The sequence below is a fragment of the Streptomyces sp. NPDC051172 genome (assembly GCF_040682555.1).
In the GTDB taxonomy this organism is placed as follows: Bacteria; Actinomycetota; Actinomycetes; order Streptomycetales; family Streptomycetaceae; genus Streptomyces.
Map to the genome: position 1 here is coordinate 1 of NZ_JBFBBE010000089.1, position 25,329 is coordinate 25,329.

Here is a 25,329-nt window from a genome sequence, read left to right on the forward strand (position 1 = left end):
AAAAACCTAGCTTATCATCTACCGGGCGCGGCCCAACCGCCCCACCCCCCCCCGGCCGGGCCCCCGCCCCCGCCCCCCCCCCGGCGACCGGTGAGGTTCCGGCGGGGTCAGCCGGCCGGGTCGCGCTCCCAGAGGTAGAAGCGCTGCGCCATGGCGTCCTTGGGGGAACGCCAGGTCTGCGGGTCGTACGCGCTGACGTACGCGGACAGCCGCTCGCTGACGTCCCGGAACTCGGGGTGTTCGGTCACCTTGGCGATGGCGGGGCCGGGTTCCCGTTCGGACTCGATGAGGTGCATGTACACGTCACCGAACTGGAAGAGGCTGCGCCGGACCACCCCGACGAGATGCGGCAGCTCTCCGCGGTCGGACTCCGCGAACACCTTGGCGATGTCCGGGGCCGAGCCCGGGGCCATGCGGGCGACGATCAGTGCTTGGTGCATGGGGGCTGGTTCTCCGTCCGGCTCACTCGGTCAGACCCGGAGTGGCACCGCGCTCGGCGGCGACCTTCTCGATGCGGTCCCTGATCAGCCCCATCTGGACCTTGGAGTTCCGGTTGATGTTGTCGGTCATCCAGGCGTCGTCGACCGGTGCTTCCGGTTTCATCGCGAAGTCCTGCGTCCACACCATGCGGGTGCCGCCCGGCACTTCCTCGTACTGCCAGTGGATGTCCATGTGGTCGAAGGGCCCCGTCTCGACTCTGCGGGCCTTCACGCTGAGCGTGTCGCGGTCCGGTTCGCGTTCGGAGACCCAGCTCCACACGGTGCCGTTCTCGTCTGGGTGCATGGTCAGCCGGAAGGTGGTCTTGCGCCCCTCCCGTGACAGGACTTCGACGGAGGCGTACTCGGTGAACAGCCGCGGCCAGTTCTCCAGGTCGTTGGTCATCTCCCAGACCAGGTCCAGCGGCGCCGCGATGGTGATCTCGTTCTGTGTGTGTCCGGTCATCTCACGCTCCTGTCATGAGGGCACTGTTGACGAGGTCGAGGAACTGCCGGGGGGTCTTGGAGCGTTCGGCGTCGGCGGGCATCGGTGTGCCGTAGCGGTTCTCCAGTTCGCCCACGATGCCCAGCAGGCCGAGGGAGTCGACGCCCAGGGTGTCGAAGCCCGGGTTGTGCAGCCCGAGTTCCTCGGGGGTGACGGTGACACCGGCGGACTTCTTCATGAGTTCGGCCAGCTCTTCGACGGTTATTCGGTCGGACATGCGGTTCTCCTCTACTGCTTGCGACGCCTCAGGACGAGGCGCCGGTGGCGCCGTGCCGCAGCACCAGCGCCGAGTTCGACCCCATGAGGCCCCGGCTCAGGACCAGCGCCGTGCGCGGCTGGGCGGTGCGGGCGCGGCCGGTCACGAGGTCGAGTTCGTGGCAGATGTCGTAGACGTTCGGGGTGGGCGGGATCAGGCCGTGCTCCATGGCGAGCACCGCCGCCGCGGTGTCGAGGACCGCCGCCGCGCCGTAGCCGCGGCCGATTCCGGTCTTCGGTGCGGTGACCGGCACGCGGGTGCCGTGCGCGCCGAGCACGTCGGCGATCGCGAGGGCCTCGGCGCGGTCCGCCTCCGGCACGCCGAGGGCGTCGGCGAAGACGACGTCGATCTCCTCGGGAGCGCAGCCGGCTTCGGCCAGGGCGCCCCGGACGGCATGGGCGAGGCCTTCACGGGACTCCTCCCAGCGGGAGGCGCCGGTGAAGGTGGCCGCGTGTCCGGCGAGCACCGCCTGCACGCGCGCGCCCCGCGCCAGGGCCGTCTCCTCGTCCTCCACGACGAACATGGCTCCGCCCTCGGCGGGGACGAATCCGCAGGCCGCGGAGGTGAACGGGCGGTAGGCGCGGGCCGGGTCGGCCTCGGTGCTGAGCTCCGGGTAGCCGAGCTGGCAGACGACGGAGTAGGGGGCGAGCGGCGCCTCGGTCGATCCGGTCACGATCACGTCGGTGCCGCGCCGCACCGCCCGCGCCGCGTGCGCAAGCGCGTCCAGGCCGCCGGCCTCGTCGCCGGCGAGGACCGAGCAGGGGCCCTTGAAGCCGTGGCGGATGGAGATCTGGCCGGTGCTGGCGGCGTAGAACCAGGCGATGGACTGGTAGGGGCCGACGAACCGGCTGCCCTTTCCCCACAGTTGCTGCAGCTCCCGTTGCCCGAACTCGCCGCCGCCGGAACCGGCCGCGGTGACCACGCCCACGGAGAACGGGGAGCCGTCGGTTGCCGGCCGGCCGAGCCGGGCGTCGTCCAGTGCGAGGTCGGCGGCGGCCATGGCGAAGTGCGTGAACCGGTCGGTCTGGACGAGGAAGCGTTCCTCGACGGCGGTGGTGGGGTCGAAGTCGCGGACCTCGCCCGCCACCCGCAGCGGCAGATGTGTGCAGCCCTCGCGGGTGACCCGGTCGAGGACGCTGATGCCCTCCTTGACGGACTTCCAGAAGGTTTCGGTGCTGGATCCGTTGGGTGCGACCACGCCGATTCCGGTGATGGCCGCCCGCCGTATGTGCGGTTCGCTCATCGTGTCTTCTCCCTCGGCCGGGTCAGGACCACCGCGGACTGGAAGCCGCCGAACCCGCTGCCCACCGAGAGCACACTGTCCAGTTTCCGTTCGCGTGCGATGCGCGGGACGTAGTCCAGGTCGCACTCCGGGTCCGGGGTCTCGTAGTTGGCAGTCGGTGGGACGACCTGGTGGGCCAACGCCAGGACGCAGGCGACGAGTTCGATGGCGCCGATCGCGCCGAGGGAGTGGCCCACCATGGACTTGATGGAGCTCATCGGGGTGTCGTAGGCGTGCGGGCCCAGGGCCCGTTTCACCGCGGCGGTCTCGTGGCGGTCGTTCTGCTGGGTGCCCGAGCCGTGCGCGTTGACGTAGTCGACCGCCGTGGCGTCCAGCCGGGCGTGGTCGAGGGCGGCCTCGATGGCCTTCGCCATCTCCACGCCCTCACGGGTCAGCCCGGTCATGTGGTAGGCGTTGCCGAAGGTGGCGTAGCCGGCGAGTTCGCAGTACACGTGCGCGCCGCGGGCCCGGGCGTGCTCCAGTTCCTCCAGGACGAGCACCGCGCCGCCCTCGCCCATGACGAACCCGTCGCGGTCGGCGTCGAAGGGGCGCGAGGCGTGCGCGGGGTCGTCGTTGTTCGGGGACGTGGCTTTGATCGCGTCGAAGCAGGCCATGGTGATCGGGGAGATCGGCGAGTCCGAGGCGCCGGCGATGCACACGTCGGCGCGGCCCTCCTCGACGGTGTGGAAGGCGTACCCGACGGCGTCGAGCCCCGAGGTGCAGCCCGTGGAGACGGTCTGCACCGGGCCGCGCGCCCCGAACCGCTCGGCCACCGTGGCGGCGAGCGTGCTGGGCGCGAACGCGCGGTGCAGATACGGGCCGGCCTCCCGCGGGTCCACGTCCCAGCGCTGCCCGTGATGGCTGACCAGCACATAGTCGTGCTCCAGCCGGGTGGTGCCGCCGACCGCGGTGCCCAGCGAGACCCCGACCCTCCAGGGGTTCTCCCGCTCGGGCTCGAGGCCGGCGTCGCGTATCGCCTCCGCCGCGGCGGCCAGGGCGAACTGTATGTAGCGGTCGCACCGTGCGGTCTGCTCCGCGTCAAGACCGTGCGCCGCCGGATCGAAGTCGCACTCGGCGGCAATCCGGGAGCGCAGGCCGGCCGGGTCGAAGAACGTGATGCCCCGCGTGGCCGTGCGCCCGGCGGCCAGGAGGTCCCAGAACGCCGGTATGCCTGTGCCGCCGGGTGCGACGACGCCTATGCCGGTGACCGCCACCCGGCGTGTCATGACGGGACCTCTGCGGCGGCGCCGCTCTCCTCGGTGTCGACATGGCCGAGCGGCGGGCTCGGGGCCAGCGGGCCGAGGTGGAAGACGATGCGGGCCTCGACGTTGCCGACGTTGCGGAAGCGGTGCCGCATGTGCATGGGGATCATGAGGCCCTGTTCGGGCCGCAGCGGCTGAGGGACGCCGTCGAGGTCCACCTCCAGGTCCCCGCACACGACGTACACGAACTCCTCGGAGTACGGGTGGTAGTGCTCCCCGATGCGCTCGCCGGGCTGGACGATGGCGACGCCCATGAATCCGCTGGTGGAGCCGACCGTGGCGGGGGTGAGCATGGCACGCAGGTCGCCGCCACGCCGACGGTTGGGCTCGACCTCGCTGAGATCCACGATTCTGGGACGGGATGTGATCACGGCGTTCCTCCGATCAGGTCCTGCATCGACATGGGGGCGGTGGCCGCCACGGCCGGCTGAGGGCAGCTCAGGCCTCGGGCGAGCGGCGGTCGGTGACGAGGTCCATGCGGGCGAGACCGATGCAGCGTGCGAGTTCGCCGTGCAGGGGCGCGGACGCGTCGATGCGGAAGGTCGTCAGCTCGGCCAGCCGCCCGGGGTCCTGGAGGCCGAGGGCGAGGGCGGGGTCGGCGGCCGCCAGTCCGCCGCGTACGTCGATCAGCCGTACGACGACGTCGTCGCGCTGGAAGACGGTGCTGCGCAGGATCGGGCTGCGCGGGTCGTCGACCGCGGCCTCGTCCTGCCGGGCCAGCGCCTCGGCCAGGCGCATGCCGCAGCCGGGCCGGACCGGATAGGACAGGGCGTGCCGCTCCTCCTGCGGGTCCTGCTGCTCCAGCGTCACGTGGTGGACGGCGGGCAGCGCGGCCCGTGTGAAGAAGACGCGGGCGGATTCGGGGTCGTCCAGGTCCCGGTCCTGCTCCAGGTACGGGTTGATGGCCTCCTCCACGGCGCGCACCTCGGGCTGCCGGGCGACATGGCGCAGTGCGGCGAGCAGGTCGCCGCGCACCTCGATGGCCCGTACGACCCGGTTTCCGTGCATGAACAGCGAGGTGCGGCACAGCCTCGTGGAGTCGTCGACCTTCGGCTCGGGCGAGGCGTAGTCGGCGAGGATCTTCGCGACCTTCTCCTCGCTGCCCGGTGTGACGGTGAAGGTCAGAGCGTGCCGGATCAGGCCGTCGCCGATCCTGGGTGCCGCCTGGAGCCGGCGCTTGCCGGGCTCGGCGAGGGCCGGGCCGCCGGTCTCGCGGACGATGTGGAAGCGCAGCGACCTGGTGTCGCGGACACAGCTGTGCAGCGGCTCCACCATCCGCACGTGTTCCTCGCTGTTGACCCAGGCGAGGAACGGCGGGGCGCTCTCCCACTCGCTGGTGATGAGCCACTGGGAGGGGTTCTCGATGGACTGGCACAGCTGGTCGCTGACATGTCCGGGGACGGAGGCGACCTGGTTGCACAGGAGCTCGTACGCCTCCAGGAACTGCTGCTGGGCTCCGTCGTAGACGTCCACCAGCAGGACGACCCGGAGTCTGGAGCCGTCGAACACGGTCTGGGAGACCCGGGGCGACACCTGTCGGGCCGGCGGACGGGAAACACGTTCGGACGTGGTCGTCATCCTGCGCACATCTCCTTCGCGGGGGCGGAAGCCGACGTCGGCCGCGTTCGGCGGCGTCGGCGTTCCTCGATCGTGTCCCCGTGGCCCGAAGCGCGCGACTCGTATGGCCTACGCGGGTGATGCTCAGACGAGGTGGGCGAAGACCACCAGGTTGTCCGTGTAGTCCATGGCCGACCGGTCGTAGTTGCCCGCGCAGGTGATGAGCCGCACCTGGGCCTGGGGGGTGTCGTCGTACACGCGGTCGCTGGGGAAGTCGTCCTTCTCGAAGGTCTCCACGCTGTCGACCCGGAAGGTCGCCGTGCGCCCGTCGGCGCGCTGGACGTAGAAGACGTCGCCCTTGGTCAGCTGGCCGAGATTGGCGAAGACGGCCGCGGACGTCTTGGTGTCGACGTGCCCGGCGATGATCGCGGTCCCCGTCTCTCCGGGGGAGGCTCCCTTGGTGTGCCAGCCGACGAGGTTGGTGTCGTTGCCGGGGGGAGGCTGCAGCTGTCCGTTGGGGCCGATGGACAGGCCCGTGAAGGGGGCGTCGACCCAGATCTTGGGGATGCGCAGGCGCACGGGCATGGAACGGGGAAGGTGCTTGCCCACCGCCTGCACCGGGGACATGGTCGCCGTGGCGGAGTGCCGGACGGACGCGGCGGACTGCGAGTGGGAGGCGTCCGCGGACGTGTCCTGTCCGCTGATCATGCTCGCTGCGAGCACCAGGCAGGCGGCGGCGCAGATCATCACCACGCCCGAGCGGGGCACTCCCGGTTCGGTGGGCGCCGGTTGGTCGTCAGAGGGGGGAGAGGGGGGAGGAACTGCCATGGGAGAGCACCTCATTCAGGCACGGCGGGGCGCTGAGCAGATCGGGCGCAATCCGCTGCGGTGCGGCAGCGCCCGGAAGGGGCGCGGGGCCGCATCCATGTGCGGCTCCACCACTGGGAGCGACCGGCCACGACGGCGCCGCAGACGGTCGACGGCCGCGCGGCCCTTCCGGCGCGGCCCCCAGCGGAGCGCTACGCCGCGGCCGCCGCACGGGGCTCGAGTGACGGCCGCGGCTGCGCTATTGCACCGGGCACGGGTCAGGCCGTGCCCACGGCCGGCCTCTTGCGGCGCGCCGCATACAGCCCGGTGGCGACGACGCCCAGCACGGCCAGCCCGCCCGCGGTCGCGGTCGGCGCCGCGAGGGCCCCGCCGCCGGTGTGCATGCCGCCATGGGGCTTCTCGTGGTCGATGCCGCGGCCGCCACCGTCCTCGTCACGGCCCCCGTGGTCGCTGCCCCACGAATCGTCCCGGTAGGTGTCCGGGTCCGTCTTCGGGTCCCGCGAGCCGCCCCAGTCGCCTGCGTCCTTCACCGCGGTCAGCGCACCGCCACCGGCGTGCACGCCGCCGCGCGGCTCCTCGTGCCTGGACTCCTTGCCGTGCTCCTTGCCGTGCTCCTTGCCGTGTTCCTTCCCGTGCTCCTTGCCGTGCGAAGAACCGTCGTGATTCCCGTCGCCACCGTTTGCGAAGGCGCCGGGCGCACCGATGGCGAGGACGGCGGAAGCCGCCGCTGTGGCCAGAAAAATGCGAGCAGAACGCATAGGAACGTCCTTCCGCCAAGGCCCGGCAGCTGGTACTTCATCAGCTGACTTGACCGGACCCCGACGTGAACCACCGTCAGTCAGTCGCCACCTCACCACCAGTCGAGGCGATCACCTGGGTGACAGGACCAAGGGTTGAGACAGGAGTTCCGCCGTGGGTGATCAGGTCAGTGACAGCACGGTTTTCAGGACCTGCCGCAGTACCTGTTCGGCGTCCTGGTCCGGGCCGGGCGACCGCCATGCGACGAACCCGTCGGGCCGCACGAGCACGGCTCCCCCGGCCGTGATGCCATGCCGCTCCGTCCACTGGGCATCCCCTTCCGGTACCAGTTCGGCCCCGGGTCCGCTGCCCACTCGGTACGACCGGATCGGCACCGACAGCTCGTCGGCGAGGCGGCCGGCGGCCCGGTGCCATCCGCTCGGGTCGCCGGCGTCGCTGAGCAGGACCAGGGACCGTTCGTAGAGGTCGAGGGTGGAGACCCGTTCGGCCCCGTGCCGCACCCACAGGTGGGGCGCCCTGCTGCCGGGCTCGCCGGTCAGCTCCAGGTTCTCCGGCACGACCGCGGCCGCCGGGTCGGTGCCGAGGACGGCGCCCTGCCGGTAGCGGTAGCCGAGGGCGACGTTGAGGATGCCGCGCCGGGGGCCGCCGCCGGCGTCGGGCGGCGGGGTGAACCCGGGGTGGCTGTGCTCGGCCGACCGGTCGGCGGCCCGGGCGCTGGTCGCCTCCGCCACCGGCCGGCGCTCGGCGTCGTAGGAGTCCAGCAGGCCCTCTCCGGCCCAGCCGCCGAGCACCGCGGCCAGCTTCCAGGCGAGGTTGTGGGCGTCCTGGATTCCGGTGTTGGAGCCGAAGGCCCCGGTGGGCGACATCTCGTGGGCCGAGTCGCCGGCCAGGAAGACCCGTCCGGAACGGTAGCTGCGGGCGACGCGCTGGGCGGCGTGCCAGGGCGCCCGGCCGGTGATCTCCACGTCCAGGTCCGGTACGCCGACCGCGCGGCGGATGTGCTCGATGCACCGCTGGTCGGTGAACTCCTCCAGCGTTTCGCCGTGTTCGGGGTGCCAGGGGGCGTGGAAGACCCAGTGCTCATGGTTGTCCACCGGGAGCAGGGCGCCGTCGGCGTCCGGGTCGGTGAGGTAGCAGACGATGAAGCGGCGGTCGCCGACGACGTCCGCGAGGTGGCGGGAGCGGAAGGTGATGCTGACGTTGTGGAACAGGTCGCCGGGCCCGCTGTGGCCGATGCCGAGCTGCTCTCGGACGGGGCTGCGGGGGCCGTCGGCGGCGACGAGGTAGTCCGCGCGGACGGTGCTGTGCTCGCCCGTCTCCCGGCTCTTGACCACCGCGGTGACGCCGGTGGGGTCGCTCTCGATCGACATGAGTTCGGTGGCGAAGCGCAGGTCGCCGCCGAGCGCCGCGGCCTGTTCGAGGAGGACCGGCTCCAGGTCGTTCTGGCTGCACAGACACCAGGCGCCGGGGCTGAAGCGGGCCAGTCCGCCACCGGGGTCGATCTCCCGGAACAGCCACTCCCCCGCGTCGTCGCCGACCAGAGTGGGGGTCTGCAGGATGCCGTGGTTGTCGGCGAGGGTGGCGGCGGCCGCATGGATCGCCGGCTCGATTCCCGCAACCCGGAACAGTTCCATGGTGCGGATGTTGTTGCCGCGGCCGCGCGGGTGGATGGAGGTGCCGGTGTGACGCTCCACCAGCAGGTGGCGCACGCCCAGCCGCCCGAGGAACAACGAGGTCGACAGGCCGACCAGGGAGCCCCCGACGATGAGCACCGGGACCCTGGGGGTGTGTGGGCCGCCCTGATCGGCTCGTTGGTTCGTCACTCTCGCCTCCCGCGCATGGAGCCCCGCCGTCCGGCCGGGGATCCTCATGCATGCCCCGGGAAGCGGACTGCACCTCAGGCTTCACCCGCCTGTCACCCGGTGGGCATGCCAACGGGTGCGGAAGGCGGGGAGTGAGTACGACGAGCGGCGATCGGGCAAGGAAGACACGCCGGATCGGGCCGACGACCGCCGGCCCGAACGGGCGAACTGCCGTCGTGCCCGCTACAGGGCTCCTACAGGGCTCCCAGTGGTGCCGTCGAGTCCGTTGCCTGGTTGCGGAGTCTGGTGCGCAGGGTGTCGGCCTCGGGCAGGCCCAGTTCGTCGAACAGGTCCAGGGCGCGCCGCCGGGCGTCGAGAGCGGGGCCGGGGGCGCCCGCCTCCTCGTGGGTGTCGCCGAGGTAGGTGAGGCCGATGGCCTCGCTGCGGCGGTCGCCGGTCTTGCGGAAGAGGGCGAGGGCCCGGTGGTAGCACTCCACGGCGGTGGCGTGGCGGCCCAGGTGCCGGTGGATGTAGCCGAGGCTGTCCCAGGTGTGGGCCTGGCCGCTGAGGTCGCCCGTTGCCTGGACCAGCGGCAGTGCACGGCGGCAGTGGTCGAGCGCCTGGCGCAGTTCGCCGATTTCGGCGAGGTACCAGCCGATGTCGTTGAGGGCGACCGCCTGGCCGCCGCGGTCGTGGGCGAGCAGGAAGTGTTCGAGCGCGCGGCGCGCGTGCTGCAGTGCTTCGCGGGGCGCACCGTGCGCCCAGGCCATCTTGGCCAGGTTCTGGCAGGTGCGGGCCTGACCGGCGTGGTTGTCCAGCTGCCGGAAGAGGTCGAGGGCGCGGGTGAAGTGGTGGCGGGCACCTTGCGGATCGCGCAGTTGGAAGCGGGCCAGTCCCAGGCCACGGTGGCCGGCCGCCTGCCCGGCCAGGTCCTGGTGGTGCACCGCGGCGTCGAGGGCGGCGGTGTGGACGCCGGTGAGAGCCTGCCAGTTGCCCTGGCGTTCCAGGAACGTGGTCAGGGTCGCGGCGAACTGCCAGGTGTATTGGTCGAAGCCGGGTCGCGGGTGCTCCACGGCGGAGAACAGGACCGCCTGTTCGGCGGTCAGCCATGCCAATGCCTCGTCGGAGTCGGCCGGTCGGTGGGGCTGGGCGCCGGGCTCGGCCGGGGCGAGGGTCATCGGGTGGCAACGTCGGGTGAGCAGGGCGTCGGCCGCGTACGCCGTGTGCAGGTAGTGGTCAAGGCAGCGGCGGGTCGCGGCCTGCACGGCGGGTTCGTCGTCGTGCTCGGCGACCAGTTCGAGGGCGTAGGCCCGCAGCAGGTCGTGGCAGGTGTGGCGCCGGGGTGCGTGCTCGATCAGCAGATGGGCCGCGGTCAGTTCCGCCACCGGCGCCCGCACCTGGCCCGCCCCGGTTCCGGCGAGGGCGGCGAGGGCCGTCAGGTCGGCGTCGGGGCCGGGATGCAGGCCCAGGAACCGGAACAGGCGTGCGGCCTGTGGGCTGAGTGTGCGGTACGACCAGTGGAAGACCGTCCGTACCGCGGTGGCCGGATCACCGGTGTCCAGGGGGTCCAGGATGCGCTCGGCGGTACGCAGTTCCTCGGCGAAGCCGGCCAGCGGCACCGCGGGGCGGGCGGCGGCGCGGGCGGCGACGACCGCGAGCGCGAGGGGCAGCCCGGCACAGCGCACGACGATCTCGTCGACCGCGGCGGCCTCGGCCGCCACCCGTGCGGCGCCCAGGCGGGCGGCGAGCAGTTCGCGGCACTCCTCGGCGGTGAGCAGGTCGAGGGCGAGCAGATGTGCTCCCTCCGCGGCGGCCAGTCCGGTCAGCGGGCTGCGGCTGCTGACCACGGCCAGACAGCCCGGCGCGCCGGGCAGCAACGGCCGCACCTGATCGGCGTCACGGGCGTTGTCGAGCACCACGAGGACCCGCCGGCCGGACAGCAGGCTGCGGTACAGGCCCACCTGCGCGTCGAGTGACTCCGGCACCCGGGTGGCGGGCACCCCCAGCGCGTCGAGGAATCCGCGTACGGCCCGGTCCGCGGTCAGGGGCGCGCCGCCGGGGTCGAAGCCGCGCAGGTTCACATACAGCTGCCCGTCGGGAAACGCCGGGCGCACCTGCCGTGCCCAGTGCACCGCCAGCGCGGTCTTGCCCACTCCGCCCATGCCCGACAAGGCCGACACGACCACCGCCGCCGGGTGTCGGTCGGCGTCCGCCAGCAGCGCGTCCAGACGGGCGAGTTCGTTCGTACGGCCGGTGAAACCCGTTACACCCATGGGGAGTTGAGCTGGTGCGGTGTACGGGAGGCTGATGGCCCCAGGGGTCGGCCGATGACCGTCGCCGCGGGCGGTGGGAGGCGGCCGGGTCGCCGCAGCGGCCGGAAGAGCGGGAGCCGCCCCGTGTTCATGCAGGTGTTCGACGGGTTGCTGCCGGAGGATCTCCTGGTGCAGTTCCCACAGCCGACGCCCGGGTTCCGTGCCGAGCTCCTCCACCAGGCGCCGCCTGGTCCGCGCATAGCAGCGCAACGCCTCGCCGCTGTCACCGGCCGCGTGCAGGGCGCGCATCAGGGCTTCCGCCAGGGGTTCGGTGAGCGGGTACTCGTCCAGCAGGTCCGTCAGCCTGTCCACGACGGCCGCCGGGTCGCCGCCGCGGATCTCCAGGTCCGCCAGCCGCAGGGCGGCATCCACGCGCTGCCTGCGCCAGGTCTCACGCATCCGCGCGGGCCAGGTTCCCGGGAGTCCGGCGAGGGGCTCGCCGCGCCACAGTTCGAGGGCCTCACGCAGCAGCGCGGCACGCGTCGGTCCGGGCTGTGTGTCGTCGCGCGCCAGTGCGGCCAGGCGATGGAAGCGGTGCAGGTCGATCCGGTCGGGGTCGAGGTCCAGTTGGTAGCCGCCGGAGCGGCGCAGCACCGGTAATCGTCCCTCGCCCACGTCCTCCAGGCGCTCGGCCAGCCGCCGGATGCGGGCGATGTGCGCGTACAGGGAGCGGCGGGCGCCTTCCGGCGGATCGGCGCCCCAGATCCGGTCGACGAGCACTTCGAGCGGTACCGGTCGGCCGACGTCCACGGCCAACGCGGCCAGTACCGCCCGGCGTTGGGGCGGACCCAGATCCACCGGCGCTTCCCGCACCAGCACTTCCACCGGTCCCGACAGACACAGCAGCAGCACTGCACCCACCCCCCGTTCACATCTCCTCCACGGTCCCCTCACCCCGGCGAGCAGGGCGACAAGCTTTCGGCAAAATCTCGGCCCACCCGTGCCCCCCACCCTGACGGGAGCGGTGCCCGCGCCGGTACGGCAGCACGGCGCATGCGCGACCGCGATCCGCACAGCCACTGAACGGGGCTCACACGTGAACACGGGGGTTGACACGTGCATCGATCGAATACGGCGACTGCGACCGCCTCGGCACCGGCCCGGATCGGACCGCTGAGCAGCGCGCCCTTGCCCGGCGCGGACGGGGCGCCGGCTGCGACGGCCGGACGCAGTGTCCTGGAGGGCGCCTTCGCCCTGCTGAACGCTCTGCGCCAGGAGGAGGGGGCGGGCGTGACCGTGCTGGCCTCGGTGTGTGGTCTGCCCAAGACGACCGCCTACCGGCTGCTCGACCAGCTCGTGGAGCTGGGGGCCGTCGAACGCAGTGCGGGCCACTACCGCATCGGCCCGGGCATGTTCCGACTGGGCCACCGCTGGCAGCCCCACCCGGGCCTGCGGTCGGCCGCCGAGCGGCCGCTGCGACGACTGGCGGCCGTCACCGGCATGACGGTCGGCCTCGCCGTGCTGCACCAGGGGCAGACGCTGATCCTGGACTGGTCGACCACCGCGGACGTCCCGCCACCGGTGCCCGACGACCGTCAGACCTGGCCCTGGTGCACGGCGGCCGGCAAGGTGCTGACCGCCTGGGCCGAGCCCGGCCTGCCGCTCGGTCCGCTGCCCCGGGCCTGGCCGGACGAGGCCGCGCGGATCCGGGAGTACGGCGCCGCCTACGACCGGGAGGAGGTGCTGGAGGGGGTGTGCTGTACGGCCGTACCCGTGTACGCGGCGGACGGCGTACCTGTGGCGGCCCTGAGCGTCCTGACCGACCCCGGCCACCGCCTGGAACGCCTCACCGACCCGGCCCGCCGGGCGGCGACGGCCATCACAACGGCACTCGGCCGCCACCGCTGAGAGCCGGCGAACGACCCCTCGTCGTCGTCCACCGGACAGGTACGACCTGCGGCGCCGAGCCGCCGTGCCACCGCAAGGCGCCTGAGCGGGCTGGTGGTGGAGCCAAGGGAGAGGACCCGGCGGCCACGCGAGCGCGCCGCACGGCACCGCTGAGAGCCCTCGAACAAGCCCTTGCGAGGGCGTGCCGGATGCAGTCGTGCAGGCGGGGGGCGCTCACGGGCTCGGCCGGTTGCGGTCCGGCGTTCCGCTCACCGGCACAGCAGGCGACAGCGCGGAGTCCGCTCAGCAAGCTGTGTCCGTCGGCCGGAGGCTACGCACACCGCATCCGCTGCCGGCGTCCCGCGGTCCCCGCGGACCGCCATCCGCACCACCACCCACGGAGGGCACCATGAAGTCGTCGCCGGCACGTCCCGTGAACGGCGAAGGCCCGCGTCACCACCGCGGCGACCGGCTGGCCCTGCTGGCGGCGGAGTTCGACGAGGCGCACGACGTATGGCGTTCGGCCACGGGCGCGGTGTGCGTGGCCGAGCCCGAGGCGGTCCGGGCGGTGCTGGGCAACCGGCACGGCACCGTCGTGGAGACGTCCGACTTCTTCCACAACCGCCACGGCGTCTTCGGGCCGCGTTCCGCACAGATCGCCATCGGCCGTGCGGCGCGTGAGCTGATGCGACGTCATCTCGACGCTCAGCGTTCGGAGTTGCCGGGCCTGGTTGGCGAGCTGCTCGCACCGCACAGCGAGTGGCCGGATGCCGGGAACCTGCTCGTGCTGCGGCATCTGCGGGAGGCGCTGCTGCACCGCGAGGCACCGGGCCACCTGCACCGGACCGTGGACGCGATCGTCGCCCGCGCGGTGCTGGCGGGTGCGCGACGGCGCCACTCGGCCGCCTCCCGGCTGATCTTCCGCCGCCGTGCGCTGCGGGCCCTGCACACGGAGATCTGCACCCGCCAGGAGCGGCTGCGGCAGCACGGCGGCGGCACCGGGCCGCGCGACCTCGTCGACGTCGTCGTCGACGGGGGCGGCCCGACAGCGGATCCGGACGATCTCGTCGAGGTCTATCTGTCCTTCCTGTTCGCCACGGTCGGATCGATCGGCTTCGCGCTGGGCTGGTCCGTCCATCTGCTGGGCACGCACCCCGACCGCGCCGCGGCCGACCCGAGCTGGACCGTGCGCGAGACACTGCGCCTGTGGCCGGTGGCATGGCTGTTCGCCCGCACGCCCAGCCGGGTGCAGGAGGTGGGCGGGACGCAGGTGACGCCCCGGGACCGGCTCTTGGTGTGCAGCTATCTGGTGCACCGGCACCCCGGGCACTGGGAGCGGCCCGACGAGTTCCTCCCGCAGCGCTGGGCCACGGGGGTGCCCGACGCCGCCTATCTGCCGTTCGGACACGGACCGCACACCTGCGCGGGCGCGACCGTCACCGTGCGGCTGCTGGAGGACCTCGTCGGTCTGCTCTCCCGTGACTGGCGCGTGTCGGTCGCCCCCCATGACGGCGACGGGCCCCAGGTGGGTCCGGCGCTGGCTCCGCCGCGGTTCACCGCGACGCTGAGCCTTCCCGACGGCTGCCCGGAAAGGAGGTGAACCACCATGCGCGCGCTGTATCTCAAGGCGAAGTCGGTCCTCAACATCCGAGGCCAGTACGAATACTTCTGGTACCTGTACCACCACATCTGACCGGCCCTGCGCGGGGAGACGCCACTGGGCCGGCTCCCCGCGCCCCACGAGGGGAACGTGATGACCACCCCGCAACACCCCGAGGACTTCCTGCGCTTCATGCGGATGCGCAGCGCCCAGGAGGACGGGATCTTCTGGGTGGACGACCAGCGGCTCGGCGTGTTCGAGCCGGAGGCGGCGTGCCACGTCAGCGCCACGAACTGGCACCGGTTCGTGATGCACGACCGCCTCGTCGACATGGTGCGCCGGCGTCACAGCCCCGAGATGCGGTGGAGCCGCATCCGTTCCGCGTGGCTGACCCAGCTGCACACCCTCGCGACGGCCGAGCACCACGGCCGGCTGATCGAGCGCATGGAGCGGATCATGGATGCCCGGGTCGGCGAGGACGTCGACCTGACCATGCTCACGCAGGATGTGACGCTGCGGTCGCTGCTGCCCGTCGCGCTGAGCGGCCTGACCTCCGGCGAGGCGGACCTGGTGCGCCGGGACCTGGAGATGAAGCTGCTGCGGCTGGTCTCGCCCGAACCCGGCAGCACCTGGCACCATCTGCGGTTCATCGCCGTACAGTTACGGTCCGGGCTGGTGGTCCGCCGGGTTCTGCGACAGCGCGCCGACGGCCGGCGCCGGCGCGAGCCGGACCTCGCCGACCCCTTCGTGGATCTGCTGCCGGAGCTCGGCATGGACCGCGCGCTGGACGTCGTCACCGCCGTCCTGACCGCCATCGGAGGCCCGCCGGGCACCGCCGCCGCAAGCCTGCTCTACGAGTTCGTCCGGCATCCCGAGTGGCAGCGACGGCTCTCGGAGGAGCTGCGCGCCGTGGATCCGGCGGAGTTCCGCGCGGCGCCCACGCATGTCGCCCCGGTGACCCACCGGTTCGTGAAGGAGGTGCTGCGGATGTGGAGCCCGCCGCTGCTGCTGGTGCGGCGCTCCAAGTTCGGCTTCGACCTGGGAGCCACCCGCCTGGAGCCGGGGCAGTGGTATCTGCTGAGCCCGCACATGATCCACCGTGACGAGCGGATCTGGAAACAGCCCGACGTCTTCGATCCGGACCGTTTCCTGCCGGGCGCGCCGCACGGCCCGGCGGACCGCACCTGTTACGTGCCGTTCGGCTGGGCGCCGAAGAAATGCATCGGCGCGAATCTCGGCACGGTCCAGCTGATGGCCCTGTGTCACCTGCTGTGCACCCGCTACCGGCTGGAGGTGGAACGGCCGGAGGACATCACCATGGCGCTGCGGTTCGCGCCGGTGCCGGAGAAGTTCCGCGGTCGGCTGGCTCTGCGCTAGGCCGTCGGCGCGTCGATCGGTGTTCCGCTAGGCGGTGTCGGCCGTTGCCGTGCTCGGGACGTGCGTACCGGTGCTGCCGAACCGAATGCCCTTGGCCTCCTTGCCGACGGCGCTCAGGACGATCACCACCGCCAGGGCGGGCACCACGGTCCACGACATCGCCGCCGGATAGCCGTGCCGCTCGGCGATGGCCTCCTGGATCGGCAGGTTGAGGGCGGCGATCAGGTTCCCCAGCTGGTAGGTGACACCCGGGTAGAAGCCCCGGATCGCATCGGGGCTCATCTCGGTCAGATGCGCGGGGATGACACCCCAGGCGCCCTGTACGCACATCTGCATCAGGAACGAGGAGAGCATCAGCCAGCCGACGGCGGTGGACAGCACGAAGAAGGGCACCACTGCCAGTCCCGCGGCAGCCGCGACCATGATCGTGCGGCGGCGGCCCAGCCTCTCGGAGTAGGCGCCGAGCACCATGCCTCCGATGATGGCGCCGATGTTGTAGACCACGGCGATGGAGATCGCGGTGTCCGGGGACAGGCCCAGGCCCTTCTTGACGAAGGTCGGGTAGACGTCCTGGGTGCCGTGCGACATCCAGTTGAAGGCGGTCATCAGCGCGACCAGATAGACGAAGCGCTTGAGCACCGCCGGGTTCTTGAACACCTGGTAGGCGGGTGTGCGATTGAGCGCCACGCTCTTCTCCCACACCTCGCTCTCCTCCACCCGGGTCCGCACCCACAGGGCGACGAGGGCGGGCACCAGACTGAAGGCGAACAACCCCCGCCAGCCGAAGGCGGGTTCGATGCCGAAGAACGCCACGGCGGCGAGCAGGTACCCCAGCGAGTACCCGCTCTGCAGCAGCCCCGACCAGAAACCGCGCCGCTCGGCCGGGATCTTCTCCATGGCCAGCGCCGCGCCCAGGCCCCACTCGCCGCCCATGCCGATGCCGTAGAGCAGGCGCAGCACCAGCAGTACGGCGTAGTTGGGCGCGAAGGCGCAGGCGAACCCGACGACCGAGTAGAAGCAGACGTCGACCATCAGTGGGAGCCGTCGGCCCTTGCGGTCCGCCCACATGCCGAAGAGCAGGGCACCCACCGGGCGCATCACCAGGGTGGCGGTGGTGAGGAAGGCCATGTCGGTGAGGGAGACATGGAAGTCGTCGGCGATCTCGCTGTAGACGAGGACCACCAGGAAGTAGTCGAAGGCGTCCATCGCCCAGCCCAGGTAGGCGGCGACAAAAGCATTGCGCTGATCTTTCGTGAGACCCGATGCCTGCTCGCGGACGGTCTTCAGCATGCCTGCCCTTCCGACGGCTTCGCAGGTGAGGCTAGGTCGGGGCAGCGGCGCGGGCAACGCAAGCACAGGCAAAGTGCAAACCACAATTCCCCAAAAACACCAGGCAGTTCACGTGGGACGACGGGGCGTCAGCAGGTCTGGTGCACGTAGCCGCCGGCGCCCTCGGGCACGACCGACTCGACACGGCGGACGATGCTGAGAGTGCCGCCCCAGTCGGTGCACGCTTTCGCCAGGCCCTTCGCCGTGTACTCGAGCACGAGCACGTTGTCGCCGTATGCCTCTGCGAACTCTCCGCGTTCGTCCCGCTCGGCGCGCTCCTCGGCCACGACGAAGTCCGGGCCCAAGGACGGACGGATGGCCAGGATCGCCTCACCCCAGTCCTCGTCGTACACGACGTCGGCCTTGGCGTCGCGCAGGAGCAGCTCGCGGGCTGGCTGTCGTGGTCGCGGCTCACGACCCGGGCACCGGCCGCCAGGGGGTACGCGCCGCCGGTCTGGTGCCCACTGCACATGCTTCGGCGGCAGGGTCACCGTGGCGGCGGAAGGCGAGGCGGACACCGATCCGGTCGGTGGCGGGGAGGCGTCGTCGTGCGGCTGGGCAGAGACGTCTGCCAGCAGGTGCGCGGCCTCCGGGTACCCGTCCGTGAAGCCGGTATCGAGGCCTCGCCGGATCGAACCCGTCAGTCCTCGACGGCGCTGTCCCGGTTCAGCGGGCCCCAGGAGCCCTGCTGCCGTGTGACGACCGTGTCGGCCTCGGTGATCACTTGCGGGCTGATCCACCCCAGCGGCTGGACATCCGTGACCAGCGGCTCGTTGTCGGGCCCGCGGCCTGCCTCCTTGGCCGTCAGCACCCAGGGGCGGATACGGACGCCCCTGACCCGCGGCAGGTGGGAGTAGTCGTACAGTCTCCGGGCGACCCAGATGTGCGCAGGGCGATCTCCCCACCAGTCCTCGATGTCGAGCGGGTTCGCGGACAGCCCTGGCAGCGGCACACCGGTGAGGTCGTCCGTGCTGGACGAGGCGGCCAGGTCCTCCTCGGGTCCCACTGACCAGCGGACGTACAGTCTCCGCCGGACAGCGACCAGGGCGGCCAGCTCGTACCGGGACGAGAACGTGGACATTCCAGGGGAGCCGGGTGCTGGCGAGGGATGTGCCATGCCGACCAAGTGCCCCGTCCGGGATGATTCACCCGTATCGTCCGGCCGCTTTGAAAGCCCAGGTCACACGGGTCATGCCGCCGCGGTCAGCGCGGTGGCCGTCGCGATCGCCGTGTCGGCGCGGGCATGGATGACCAGTCGGATGTCGTCCTCCGCGTCGGCCCCGGCCGCAAGGAGTCGTCGTACGGGCGCGCTCCGAGTGGCCACGGACATCACCAGGTCGAGGCTGCTGCACAGTCGGTGGACACGCCGGACCACGCTGAGCGCCGCCTGAGCGGGCGCGGGCCGGTCGAGGACGATCACGACCGAAGCCGGCTTGTACCCGTGGACGAGATCGCTGATCTCAGCGAACAGAGCCGCCCTCGTGTCGATGCCGGGGTCGTCGTACAGCGTGATGACGAGCACGCGTCGCTCGAGTGCGTGAGACATCATCACGGTTCATCCCTTTCCATACCGAAGCAGTCAGTACTCGAACTACCCGGCATTGGGCGTTCAATGCGGGTCTTTTACTCCGTTTCCACCATGCCGCAAGTCGGGGCGATCTCCTCCGGCTGGGCCGCGCGGCCCAGTGGTGCGTCACTCCCGATGTGGGCCAGGCCGTCAGGGGGCATGTACCGGTCCGCCTCATTGAGCGGCGTCCAGGTCGTACCGGGTGCCACGACGTTCGCGCGAACGCCCCGCCGGGCCAGATGTATGGCGACGGACCTGGTCCAGGTGATCAACGCCGCCTTGGAGGCCGCGTAGTCGATCACCGTCTCGCTGCCCTTCAGCGCTTCCTCGGTCGCGGTGGCGATGATCGCGTAGCGGTTGACCTTGAGCGTGCGGTCGAAGACCTCGGCGGTCAGCTGCTCCAGCTCCAGCTTGATGTCTGGTCGCCGGGCAGCAGCAGACAGCGCCGGCCCTGCTCCTGCACCTCGCGCCGCACCAGCGACCTTGTCCTTCAGCTTTCCGGCCGGGCGGTATCGGCTCGGCCCGTAGCGCGGGGCGGTGCGCATGTCGGGTTCCAGGCCGGGGCGCTGCTGTGGCCGGAGTCGTAGGGAGGAACGGGCTCGGAGATCACCTGCGGTACGGACGCTTCCTGCTCGGGCTGCAAGGCTTTCGTTCCCTTCGCCGGAGTGGTCACGGCGGGCCATGCCTGCTCGCACAGCCGGCAGTGGGCGACTCACCGAATGACATACGGGGGGAGGCTAGGACTGCGAGGCGGGAGTGGCTGCTGCTTCCTGGGCTGCCATGACTTCATCGCCGTGCTCGAAGGCCCATGCGCCGACGGCGTCGATGGGCGCCAGCAAGGTCCGGCCCAGAGTTGTCAGTTGGTACCGGACCCGTGATGGCGCACCAGGGTCTGCCTGCCGGTCGACCAGTCCGTTGAACTGCAGCCGCCGCAGAGTCTCGGTGAGGACCTTGGAGCTGATGCCCCCGATCCGCTCCCGTAGTTCGACCGGACGCCTGGGGCCGTCGCGCAGCGCCCAGAGCACCACGGCGTTCCAGGTGTTGGAGAGCAGGTCGAAGGCGAGGCGGGCGCGGCAGTCGGCAAGGAAGGCGTCGGTCGTCACGTACCAAATGGTGCCCGAACGGCCTTCTAGCGTCGGTGTGAACGGTCGAAGCAGGCAGGAAGGGGAAACGCGTGATGAGAATCGGCGTGCTGGGAACGGGCAACATGGCCGACGCACTCGCCACCCACTGGGCGCGGGCCGGCCACGAGTTGACCATCGGCGGACGGGACGCACACAAGGCGGAGCGGCTGGCGGCGCGCCTCGGAGGCAGCGTGAAGCATGGCAGTCTGCGTTCGGCTGCCGAGTCCGGTCAGGTGGTGCTGGCCGCGCTGCCCTTCGGGGCGGGAACAGCCGTGGTACGGGAACTGCGCACGGCCCTGGAGGGCAAGGTGCTGCTCGACTGCTCCAACCCGGTCGGGCCGGGCTTCCGACTGCTGACGGAAGGAGGCCCGTCAGCCGCGCAGCAACTGGCTGCGGCGGCACCGGGAGCCCATGTGATCAAGGCTTTCAACCTCTGCCACGAGGACGTGTGGCGCATGCGGCCGCCCGTCTTCGACGGGCGGCCACTGGCCGTGCCTGTCTGCGGGGACGACGAGAGGGCCCTCGCGCGTGTACGCGAGCTGGTGCAGGACGTGGGCTGTGCACCCGTGGCCGGCGGGGGTCTCGAACGGGCGGGGCTCCTGGAAGCGACCGCCGCGCTGTTCATCGCCCTGTGGGTCGGCGAGGGAGCGGATGCGCAAGCAGTCGCACCTCCGTTGGCATACGCGACCGGATCGAGCCACCAGGAAACGGAAGGCGGCACGGAGGCTCTCCGTTAGGCGTTCCTCGCCCAGAGCCTGTCTTCGCCCAGAGATCGTCTTCAGCTGATGTGGCTGGTCAGCGGGACCCGGTCAGCTGCTCCAGCCGGTTGTGCAGGTGTTCGACGTGGTGTTCGGACTCCGGCTTCATCAGGACGCTGCGGAGGATCCGGGCTCCGTCGGTGTCTGCTGTGATCTTGGGGTGGCGGGCGGTGAACGCCTCCTGGCCGGCCTTGAGGGTGCTGACGTACACGGGATCGGGGGCCGTCATGCCGTCCGCCAGGATGCGTGCGGAGGCCGCGTCGATGCCACTGAGGGTCGCGGGATCGACGGCGGGGAAGTAGGTGAGGATGTCCAACTGGGGCTGCTGGTAGAGCTCCAGAAGGTCTGAGGCCTCGATCAGGTCCGCCCACTTCAGGGCTGCTCGGCGGCCGGCCGCCAGGACCTGGCCGAGGCCTTCGGGCGTGGGCGGCAGGAGCTGGAAGGTGAGCCAGAGGGCGGCCGCGGAGGCGCCGGCGCGGGAGCATTCCAGGCTGATCTCGCCGAGGTGCAGCTCGGCGGAGGTGAAGTAGGTGTACGGCGAGTCGTGGAGGTAGAAGCGGCCGACCTCGGGGTCGCGGAAGAGGACGGCTCCGCAGCCGTAGGGCTGCAGGCCGTGCTTGTGGGGGTCGACCACGACCGAGTCTGCCTGTGCGATGGCCCGCCAGGGCTCGGGCGGCAGCCCCTCGATGCCGTCTGCTCCGGCCAGGAGCGTGAAGAAGCCGCCGTATGCGGCGTCGACGTGGACGCGGACGCCGTACCGCTCGGCCAGGGGAAGGATCTCGTGGACGGGGTCGACGGCGCCCAGTCCGGTGCTGCCGGTGGTGAGGACGACGGTGCCCACCTGCCCGGTGCGCAGTACGTCCTGCAGCGCTTCGAGATCCATCCGCCCCTGGTGGTCGGTGCGGACGGGATGGCTCGTCATGCCCAGGACGTGACACATGCGGCCATGGGTGTAGTGGGCGTCGGCACTGTGGGCGATGCCGCGGCCGGGGTGCAGTTCGCGGGCGACGAAGAGGGCTTCGAGGTTGGCGATCGTGCCACTGGTGGTGAGGTGGCCGAGGTGGGTGTCGTAACCGAACATCGCAGCGAGCCGCGCAACGACCTCCCGTTCCATCGCGGCAGTGGCGGGGCCCCCGTCCAGGGCGTGGTTGTTGGGGTTGATCAGCATGGCGGTGAGGTAGCCGACCACCGCTGCGGGGTGCGGCGGCTTGAGCATCTGGCCCGCGTAGTGCGGGTGGAACAAGGGATAGTTGTCCTTCAGCCTCTCGGTGAACCCCGCGAAGACCGAGGCGAAGCGGTCGTCGTCCACCTGCAGGGACGGGTGGGGTTGGTGGGGACCAAAGGCGTCGGCCCAGTCCTGTATCGCATGGGTGGCTCGGCCGAGCCAGTACTGCAGGTCCATGTGGGATCTCCCTCTCGCTCGGTGTGGGGGCCCAGCCAGAATTTAGATGAGCAGTCAGCAATTGACTAGTCAGCGATTGAGACAGCAGTAGGTGAGGAGACAGTAAAATCGGCGGTGATGAATCCGACGCCACGACCCAGCGACGAAGTCGCCGCCCGCGCCGCCAACAGCCGGCTCGTGCGGGACTTCGGCCTGCTGATCAAATCTGCCACGCGACTGGAACAGCGCATCGACAGCGCGCTGCGGCAGGAGTGCGGGATCAGCCACACCATGCTGGAGGTGTTGATACGGCTCTGCCGCCGCCCCGGCGAGGAGGTCTCCCAGCGTCAGTTGGCCGACGACCTCACTCTCACGAGCAGCGGCACCACCCGTCTGATCGACCGCATGGAGGACGCCGGCCTGGTCCGCCGTGTACCGTCCGCCGAGGACCGGAGGGTGGTCCTGGTGGAACCGACCCCCGAAGGACGTACGGCGTTCCTGCGGGCGGCGGCCGTCCACGCGCAGGTGGTGGAGAAGTACTTCGTCAAGCCGCTGACGGCTGACGACTACATGCAACTGACCGGAGCGCTGGGCGAGATCGACAAGGCGCTTCGCGACGACACCCGTTGAGACGACCCGTCAGGCAGGCTCCGGTCGGCTCGTCGGCCTGGAACGGGGCGATCAGGAGCCCGCAAGGAAGGAAAAATGCACCTTCCGCCGCACGTCGTCCCTGTTCGTGTCAGCCAACCTCCGTCAGGGCAACCCCAGATCAACCGGGTTGCGAACGGGCGCCGGCGCCCGATGCACACCGCCCAGTTGCGCCCCTTGCCCCACCGCCTGGCCGACGAGTTCGCCTTCCTGCCCGGTCAGTGCCTCACCGTGCGCCGCGAGATCGACGGTCGCGACGAACGGCGCTCCTACTCCATCTGCTCACCGGCCGGGACGACGCCACGCAACGGCATGCGCGTCGTCCGGGCGGGCTGTTCTCCTCCTGGCTCATGCACGGCGTGCGGCCCGGGGACATCCTGCAAGTCATGGCGCCGACCGGTGCGTTCACCCCAGATCTCACCGAGGTCGGCCGCCCCGGCCACCAGGTGCTCATCGCCGCCGGGTCCGGCATCACGCCGATGCTGTCCATCGCCGCGTCCGTCCTCGACGCCGACGCGGCCTCACGCTCCTGTACGGCAATCGCCGCACCGGCACCGCCATGTTCGCCGACGACCTCGCCGACCTGAAGGACCGGTACCCGGCCCGCTCCCAACTCGCCCACGTCCTGTCCCGCGAGCCGCGCGAGGCAGAGCTGCTCTCCGGCCGTCTTGACGCCGAACGGCTCACCGCGCTGCTCGACGTCCTGGTCGACGTCCGCGAGGTCGACTGGTGAAGGTGCCCGGCGTCATGCCGGTGTGGCGGGTGAAGAACTTGCCGAAGTCGGTGGGTGCGACGAAGCCGAGGCGGCGGGCGATGGTCGCCACCGGTTCGTCGGTGTGCGCGAGAAGGCGCTGGGCCTCCAGGGCGACGCGGCCGTCGATGACGTGTTTGACCGGCTGTCCGATGGCGGCCGCGCAGGCGCGGGTGAGGGTCTTGACGGTGTAGCCCCGGCGGTGGGCGCAGTCGGCGGCGCGGCGGGTGGTGGCGTAGGAACGCTCCAGTTCGGCGCGGAAGCGGGCGTACACCTCGCCGCCCGCGTGCGGGTCGCCGCCGCCGTCGGGGCGGGGCAGCCGGTCGACCTGCAACAGCACGGTGGCGAGCAGGAGTTGCAGGATCTCGGTGGACACCTCCTGCTGCGGCCGGCCGTACTCCGCCCGCAACTGCCCGAGCAGCGTGGACAGCACGGCGTACTGCGGGCTGGTGCCCAACTGCCGACAGCAGGGCCCGAACCACTCCTTGACCAGCCGGTCGGCGCTGCTGCTGTGGGGCGGGAAGGCCGGGGTGAACAGCAGGTGCGTGCCGCCGGCGGTACCCGGCCGCACAAACGGCGACGCCTACATCTCCGACTCCACACACCGGGCGCTGTGGCACATCATCGCCGCGGAGCTGCAGAGCAGGACCGTCCACCGGCGCCTGCGCGTGGACGCGCACCCGAGCCACTCGCCGATGGTCGCGGTACTTCAGTGAATCATGCGGCAGGCATTGACGTTTGTGGCGGGGTTCCTATCATCCTCAGAGTCCGAGGTTCCGATTGCCGTTCGACATTCCGGACGGCGACCTCGACCCGGCACTGAGCGAGACCGGACCCCCCACCACCGAAGGAGCCGCTCATGCCCCACCGTCCACGGTTACGTCCCCTGCGGCACGCACTGCTCGCCACCGGCGCAGCCGCCGCACTCGGCCTCGGCCTACTCACCGCCGCCGCACCGGCCGCACCCGCGGCCACCTCGCTGCCCTGTGACCTCTACGCCGCCGGCGGCACCCCCTGCGTGGCGGCCCACAGCACGACCCGCGCCCTGTACTCCTCCTACAACGGGCCCCTCTACCAGGTGCGCCGCGCCTCAGACAACGCCACCCGGGACATCGGCGTCCTCAGCGCGGGCGGGGTCGCCAACGCCGCGGCGCAGGACTCGTTCTGCGCCGGCACCAGCTGTCTGATCACCGTCATCTACGACCAGTCCGGCCGCAACAACCGCCTCACCCAGGCACCCCCCGGCGGCTTCTCCGGCCCGGCCGCGGGCGGCTACGACAACCTCGCCAACGCGACCGCGGCACCCATCACGGTCGCCGGACACAAGGCGTACGGCGTCTATGTGGCGCCCGGCACCGGATACCGCAACAACAGCACCAACGGCGTGGCGAAGGGCGACCAGGCGGAGGGCATGTACGCGGTCCTGGACGGCACGCACTACAACGGCGGCTGCTGCTTCGACTACGGCAACGCCGAGACCAACAGCCGGGACAACGGCAACGGCACCATGGAGGCCATCTACTTCGGCAACATCAAGGTCTGGGGCTACGGCAGCGGCAACGGCCCCTGGATCATGGCCGACCTCGAAAACGGCCTGTTCTCCGGCGTCAACCAGCACTACAACGCGAACGACCCGTCGATCAGCCACCGTTTCCTGACCGCGGTGATCAAGGGCGGTCCCAACCACTGGGCCATCCGCGGCGGCAACGCCCAGTCCGGCTCCCTGTCCACCTTCTACAACGGGGTGCGTCCCAACGTCGCCGGCTACAACCCGATGAGGAAGGAGGGTGCCATCATCCTCGGCATCGGCGGCGACAACAGCCACGGCTCGGCCGGCACCTTCTACGAGGGCGTCATGACCTCCGGCTATCCCTCGGACGCCACGGAGAACGCGGTGCAGGCCAACATCACCGCGGCCGGATACGGCA

General features: G+C 71.1%; 23 protein-coding genes and 3 pseudogenes. 7 read left to right on the plus strand and 19 right to left on the minus strand.

Annotated features, from left to right (window positions below; translation table 11 throughout):
• Positions 1-107 precede the first annotated feature (107 nt).
• The 11 genes from AB0N07_RS36810 to AB0N07_RS36860 form a co-directional block, all read right to left on the minus strand.
• Complete coding sequence (locus tag AB0N07_RS36810) at positions 108-440, minus strand: TcmI family type II polyketide cyclase (RefSeq protein WP_365842810.1); 333 nt, start codon at positions 438-440, stop codon at positions 108-110.
• Between the two features lie 22 nt (positions 441-462).
• The gene (locus tag AB0N07_RS36815) at positions 463-942 is read right to left on the minus strand and encodes an SRPBCC family protein (RefSeq protein WP_365842812.1); all 480 of its coding nucleotides are present in this window, start codon (positions 940-942) and stop codon (positions 463-465) included.
• 1 nt (position 943) lies between these two features.
• Entirely contained in the window at positions 944-1,198 is a 255-nt protein-coding gene (locus AB0N07_RS36820; protein ID WP_344398922.1) for an acyl carrier protein, read from the minus strand.
• A gap of 28 nt (positions 1,199-1,226) precedes the next feature.
• Entirely contained in the window at positions 1,227-2,480 is a 1,254-nt protein-coding gene (locus AB0N07_RS36825) for a ketosynthase chain-length factor (RefSeq protein ID WP_365842814.1), read from the minus strand.
• Entirely contained in the window at positions 2,477-3,745 is a 1,269-nt protein-coding gene (locus tag AB0N07_RS36830; RefSeq protein ID WP_365842816.1) for a beta-ketoacyl-[acyl-carrier-protein] synthase family protein, read from the minus strand. The genes AB0N07_RS36825 and AB0N07_RS36830 overlap by 4 nt, the downstream gene beginning before the upstream one ends.
• On the minus strand, positions 3,742-4,152 hold the full coding sequence (locus tag AB0N07_RS36835; RefSeq protein ID WP_365842818.1) for a cupin domain-containing protein: 411 nt from the start codon (positions 4,150-4,152) through the stop codon (positions 3,742-3,744). Before AB0N07_RS36835 ends, AB0N07_RS36830 begins: the two co-directional genes overlap by 4 nt.
• 67 nt (positions 4,153-4,219) lie before the next feature.
• On the minus strand, positions 4,220-5,359 hold the full coding sequence (locus AB0N07_RS36840; protein ID WP_365842820.1) for a SchA/CurD-like domain-containing protein: 1,140 nt from the start codon (positions 5,357-5,359) through the stop codon (positions 4,220-4,222).
• Between the two features lie 123 nt (positions 5,360-5,482).
• The gene (locus AB0N07_RS36845) at positions 5,483-6,166 is read right to left on the minus strand and encodes a class F sortase (protein WP_365842822.1); all 684 of its coding nucleotides are present in this window, start codon (positions 6,164-6,166) and stop codon (positions 5,483-5,485) included.
• Between the two features lie 257 nt (positions 6,167-6,423).
• Complete coding sequence (locus tag AB0N07_RS36850) at positions 6,424-6,924, minus strand: hypothetical protein (RefSeq protein WP_365842824.1); 501 nt, start codon at positions 6,922-6,924, stop codon at positions 6,424-6,426.
• Between the two features lie 162 nt (positions 6,925-7,086).
• Positions 7,087-8,796: an FAD-dependent monooxygenase gene (locus AB0N07_RS36855; protein ID WP_365842826.1), complete on the minus strand. Its 1,710-nt coding sequence runs from the start codon at positions 8,794-8,796 to the stop codon at positions 7,087-7,089.
• A 185-nt stretch (positions 8,797-8,981) separates the two neighbouring features.
• Positions 8,982-11,900, minus strand: a complete 2,919-nt coding sequence (locus tag AB0N07_RS36860) for a BTAD domain-containing putative transcriptional regulator (protein ID WP_365842828.1) — start codon at positions 11,898-11,900, stop codon at positions 8,982-8,984.
• Positions 11,901-12,095: 195 nt separating this feature from the next.
• On the opposite strand from AB0N07_RS36860, the gene AB0N07_RS36865 reads away from it, so the two are divergent.
• The 3 genes from AB0N07_RS36865 (at position 12,096) to AB0N07_RS36875 (ending at position 15,843) form a co-directional block, all read left to right on the plus strand.
• Positions 12,096-12,887: an IclR family transcriptional regulator gene (locus tag AB0N07_RS36865; protein ID WP_365842830.1), complete on the plus strand. Its 792-nt coding sequence runs from the start codon at positions 12,096-12,098 to the stop codon at positions 12,885-12,887.
• Between the two features lie 388 nt (positions 12,888-13,275).
• Positions 13,276-14,466 carry a cytochrome P450 gene (locus AB0N07_RS36870; RefSeq protein WP_365842832.1) on the plus strand — a complete coding sequence of 397 codons (1,191 nt, stop codon included), beginning with the start codon at positions 13,276-13,278 and terminating at the stop codon, positions 14,464-14,466.
• A 153-nt stretch (positions 14,467-14,619) separates the two neighbouring features.
• Entirely contained in the window at positions 14,620-15,843 is a 1,224-nt protein-coding gene (locus AB0N07_RS36875; protein WP_365842834.1) for a cytochrome P450, read from the plus strand.
• Between the two features lie 27 nt (positions 15,844-15,870).
• Here the strand turns inward: AB0N07_RS36875 and AB0N07_RS36880 are convergent, their stop codons facing one another.
• The 6 genes from AB0N07_RS36880 to AB0N07_RS36905 form a co-directional block, all read right to left on the minus strand.
• A complete protein-coding gene (locus tag AB0N07_RS36880; RefSeq protein WP_365842836.1) occupies positions 15,871-17,133 on the minus strand; it encodes an MFS transporter in 1,263 nt (420 codons plus the stop codon).
• Between the two features lie 128 nt (positions 17,134-17,261).
• Entirely contained in the window at positions 17,262-17,690 is a 429-nt protein-coding gene (locus AB0N07_RS36885) for a hypothetical protein (protein WP_365842838.1), read from the minus strand.
• A gap of 122 nt (positions 17,691-17,812) precedes the next feature.
• Positions 17,813-18,253: a DUF6098 family protein gene (locus AB0N07_RS36890; protein WP_365842840.1), complete on the minus strand. Its 441-nt coding sequence runs from the start codon at positions 18,251-18,253 to the stop codon at positions 17,813-17,815.
• Between the two features lie 108 nt (positions 18,254-18,361).
• Entirely contained in the window at positions 18,362-18,718 is a 357-nt protein-coding gene (locus AB0N07_RS36895; RefSeq protein WP_365842842.1) for a hypothetical protein, read from the minus strand.
• A gap of 77 nt (positions 18,719-18,795) precedes the next feature.
• Positions 18,796-19,284, minus strand: coding sequence for an SDR family oxidoreductase (locus tag AB0N07_RS36900; RefSeq protein ID WP_365842844.1), 489 nt, complete (start codon positions 19,282-19,284; stop codon positions 18,796-18,798).
• Positions 19,285-19,476: 192 nt separating this feature from the next.
• Positions 19,477-19,842 (minus strand): helix-turn-helix domain-containing protein, encoded by a 366-nt coding sequence (locus tag AB0N07_RS36905; RefSeq protein ID WP_365842846.1) that lies wholly within the window; start codon positions 19,840-19,842, stop codon positions 19,477-19,479.
• A 74-nt stretch (positions 19,843-19,916) separates the two neighbouring features.
• Between AB0N07_RS36905 and AB0N07_RS36910 the strand changes: the two genes are divergently transcribed.
• Positions 19,917-20,600, plus strand: a complete 684-nt coding sequence (locus AB0N07_RS36910) for an NAD(P)-binding domain-containing protein (RefSeq protein ID WP_365842875.1) — start codon at positions 19,917-19,919, stop codon at positions 20,598-20,600.
• A 58-nt stretch (positions 20,601-20,658) separates the two neighbouring features.
• On the opposite strand, the gene AB0N07_RS36915 is transcribed toward AB0N07_RS36910, so the two are convergent.
• Complete coding sequence (locus AB0N07_RS36915; protein ID WP_365842848.1) at positions 20,659-22,023, minus strand: aminotransferase class I/II-fold pyridoxal phosphate-dependent enzyme; 1,365 nt, start codon at positions 22,021-22,023, stop codon at positions 20,659-20,661.
• A 117-nt stretch (positions 22,024-22,140) separates the two neighbouring features.
• On the opposite strand from AB0N07_RS36915, the gene AB0N07_RS36920 reads away from it, so the two are divergent.
• On the plus strand, positions 22,141-22,632 hold the full coding sequence (locus AB0N07_RS36920; protein WP_365842850.1) for a MarR family transcriptional regulator: 492 nt from the start codon (positions 22,141-22,143) through the stop codon (positions 22,630-22,632).
• 171 nt (positions 22,633-22,803) lie between these two features.
• Positions 22,804-23,365, plus strand: a pseudogene (locus AB0N07_RS36925) (FAD-binding oxidoreductase); the annotation flags it as partial.
• On the opposite strand, the pseudogene AB0N07_RS36930 reads toward AB0N07_RS36925, so the two are convergent.
• Positions 23,334-23,975: pseudogene (locus tag AB0N07_RS36930) on the minus strand (helix-turn-helix domain-containing protein); the annotation flags it as partial. The pseudogenes AB0N07_RS36925 and AB0N07_RS36930 overlap by 32 nt on opposite strands.
• Positions 23,976-24,260: 285 nt before the next feature.
• Here AB0N07_RS36930 and AB0N07_RS36935 point away from each other — a divergent pair.
• Positions 24,261-25,325, plus strand: a pseudogene (locus AB0N07_RS36935) (arabinofuranosidase catalytic domain-containing protein); the annotation flags it as partial.
• Between the last annotated feature and the right edge of the window lie 4 nt (positions 25,326-25,329).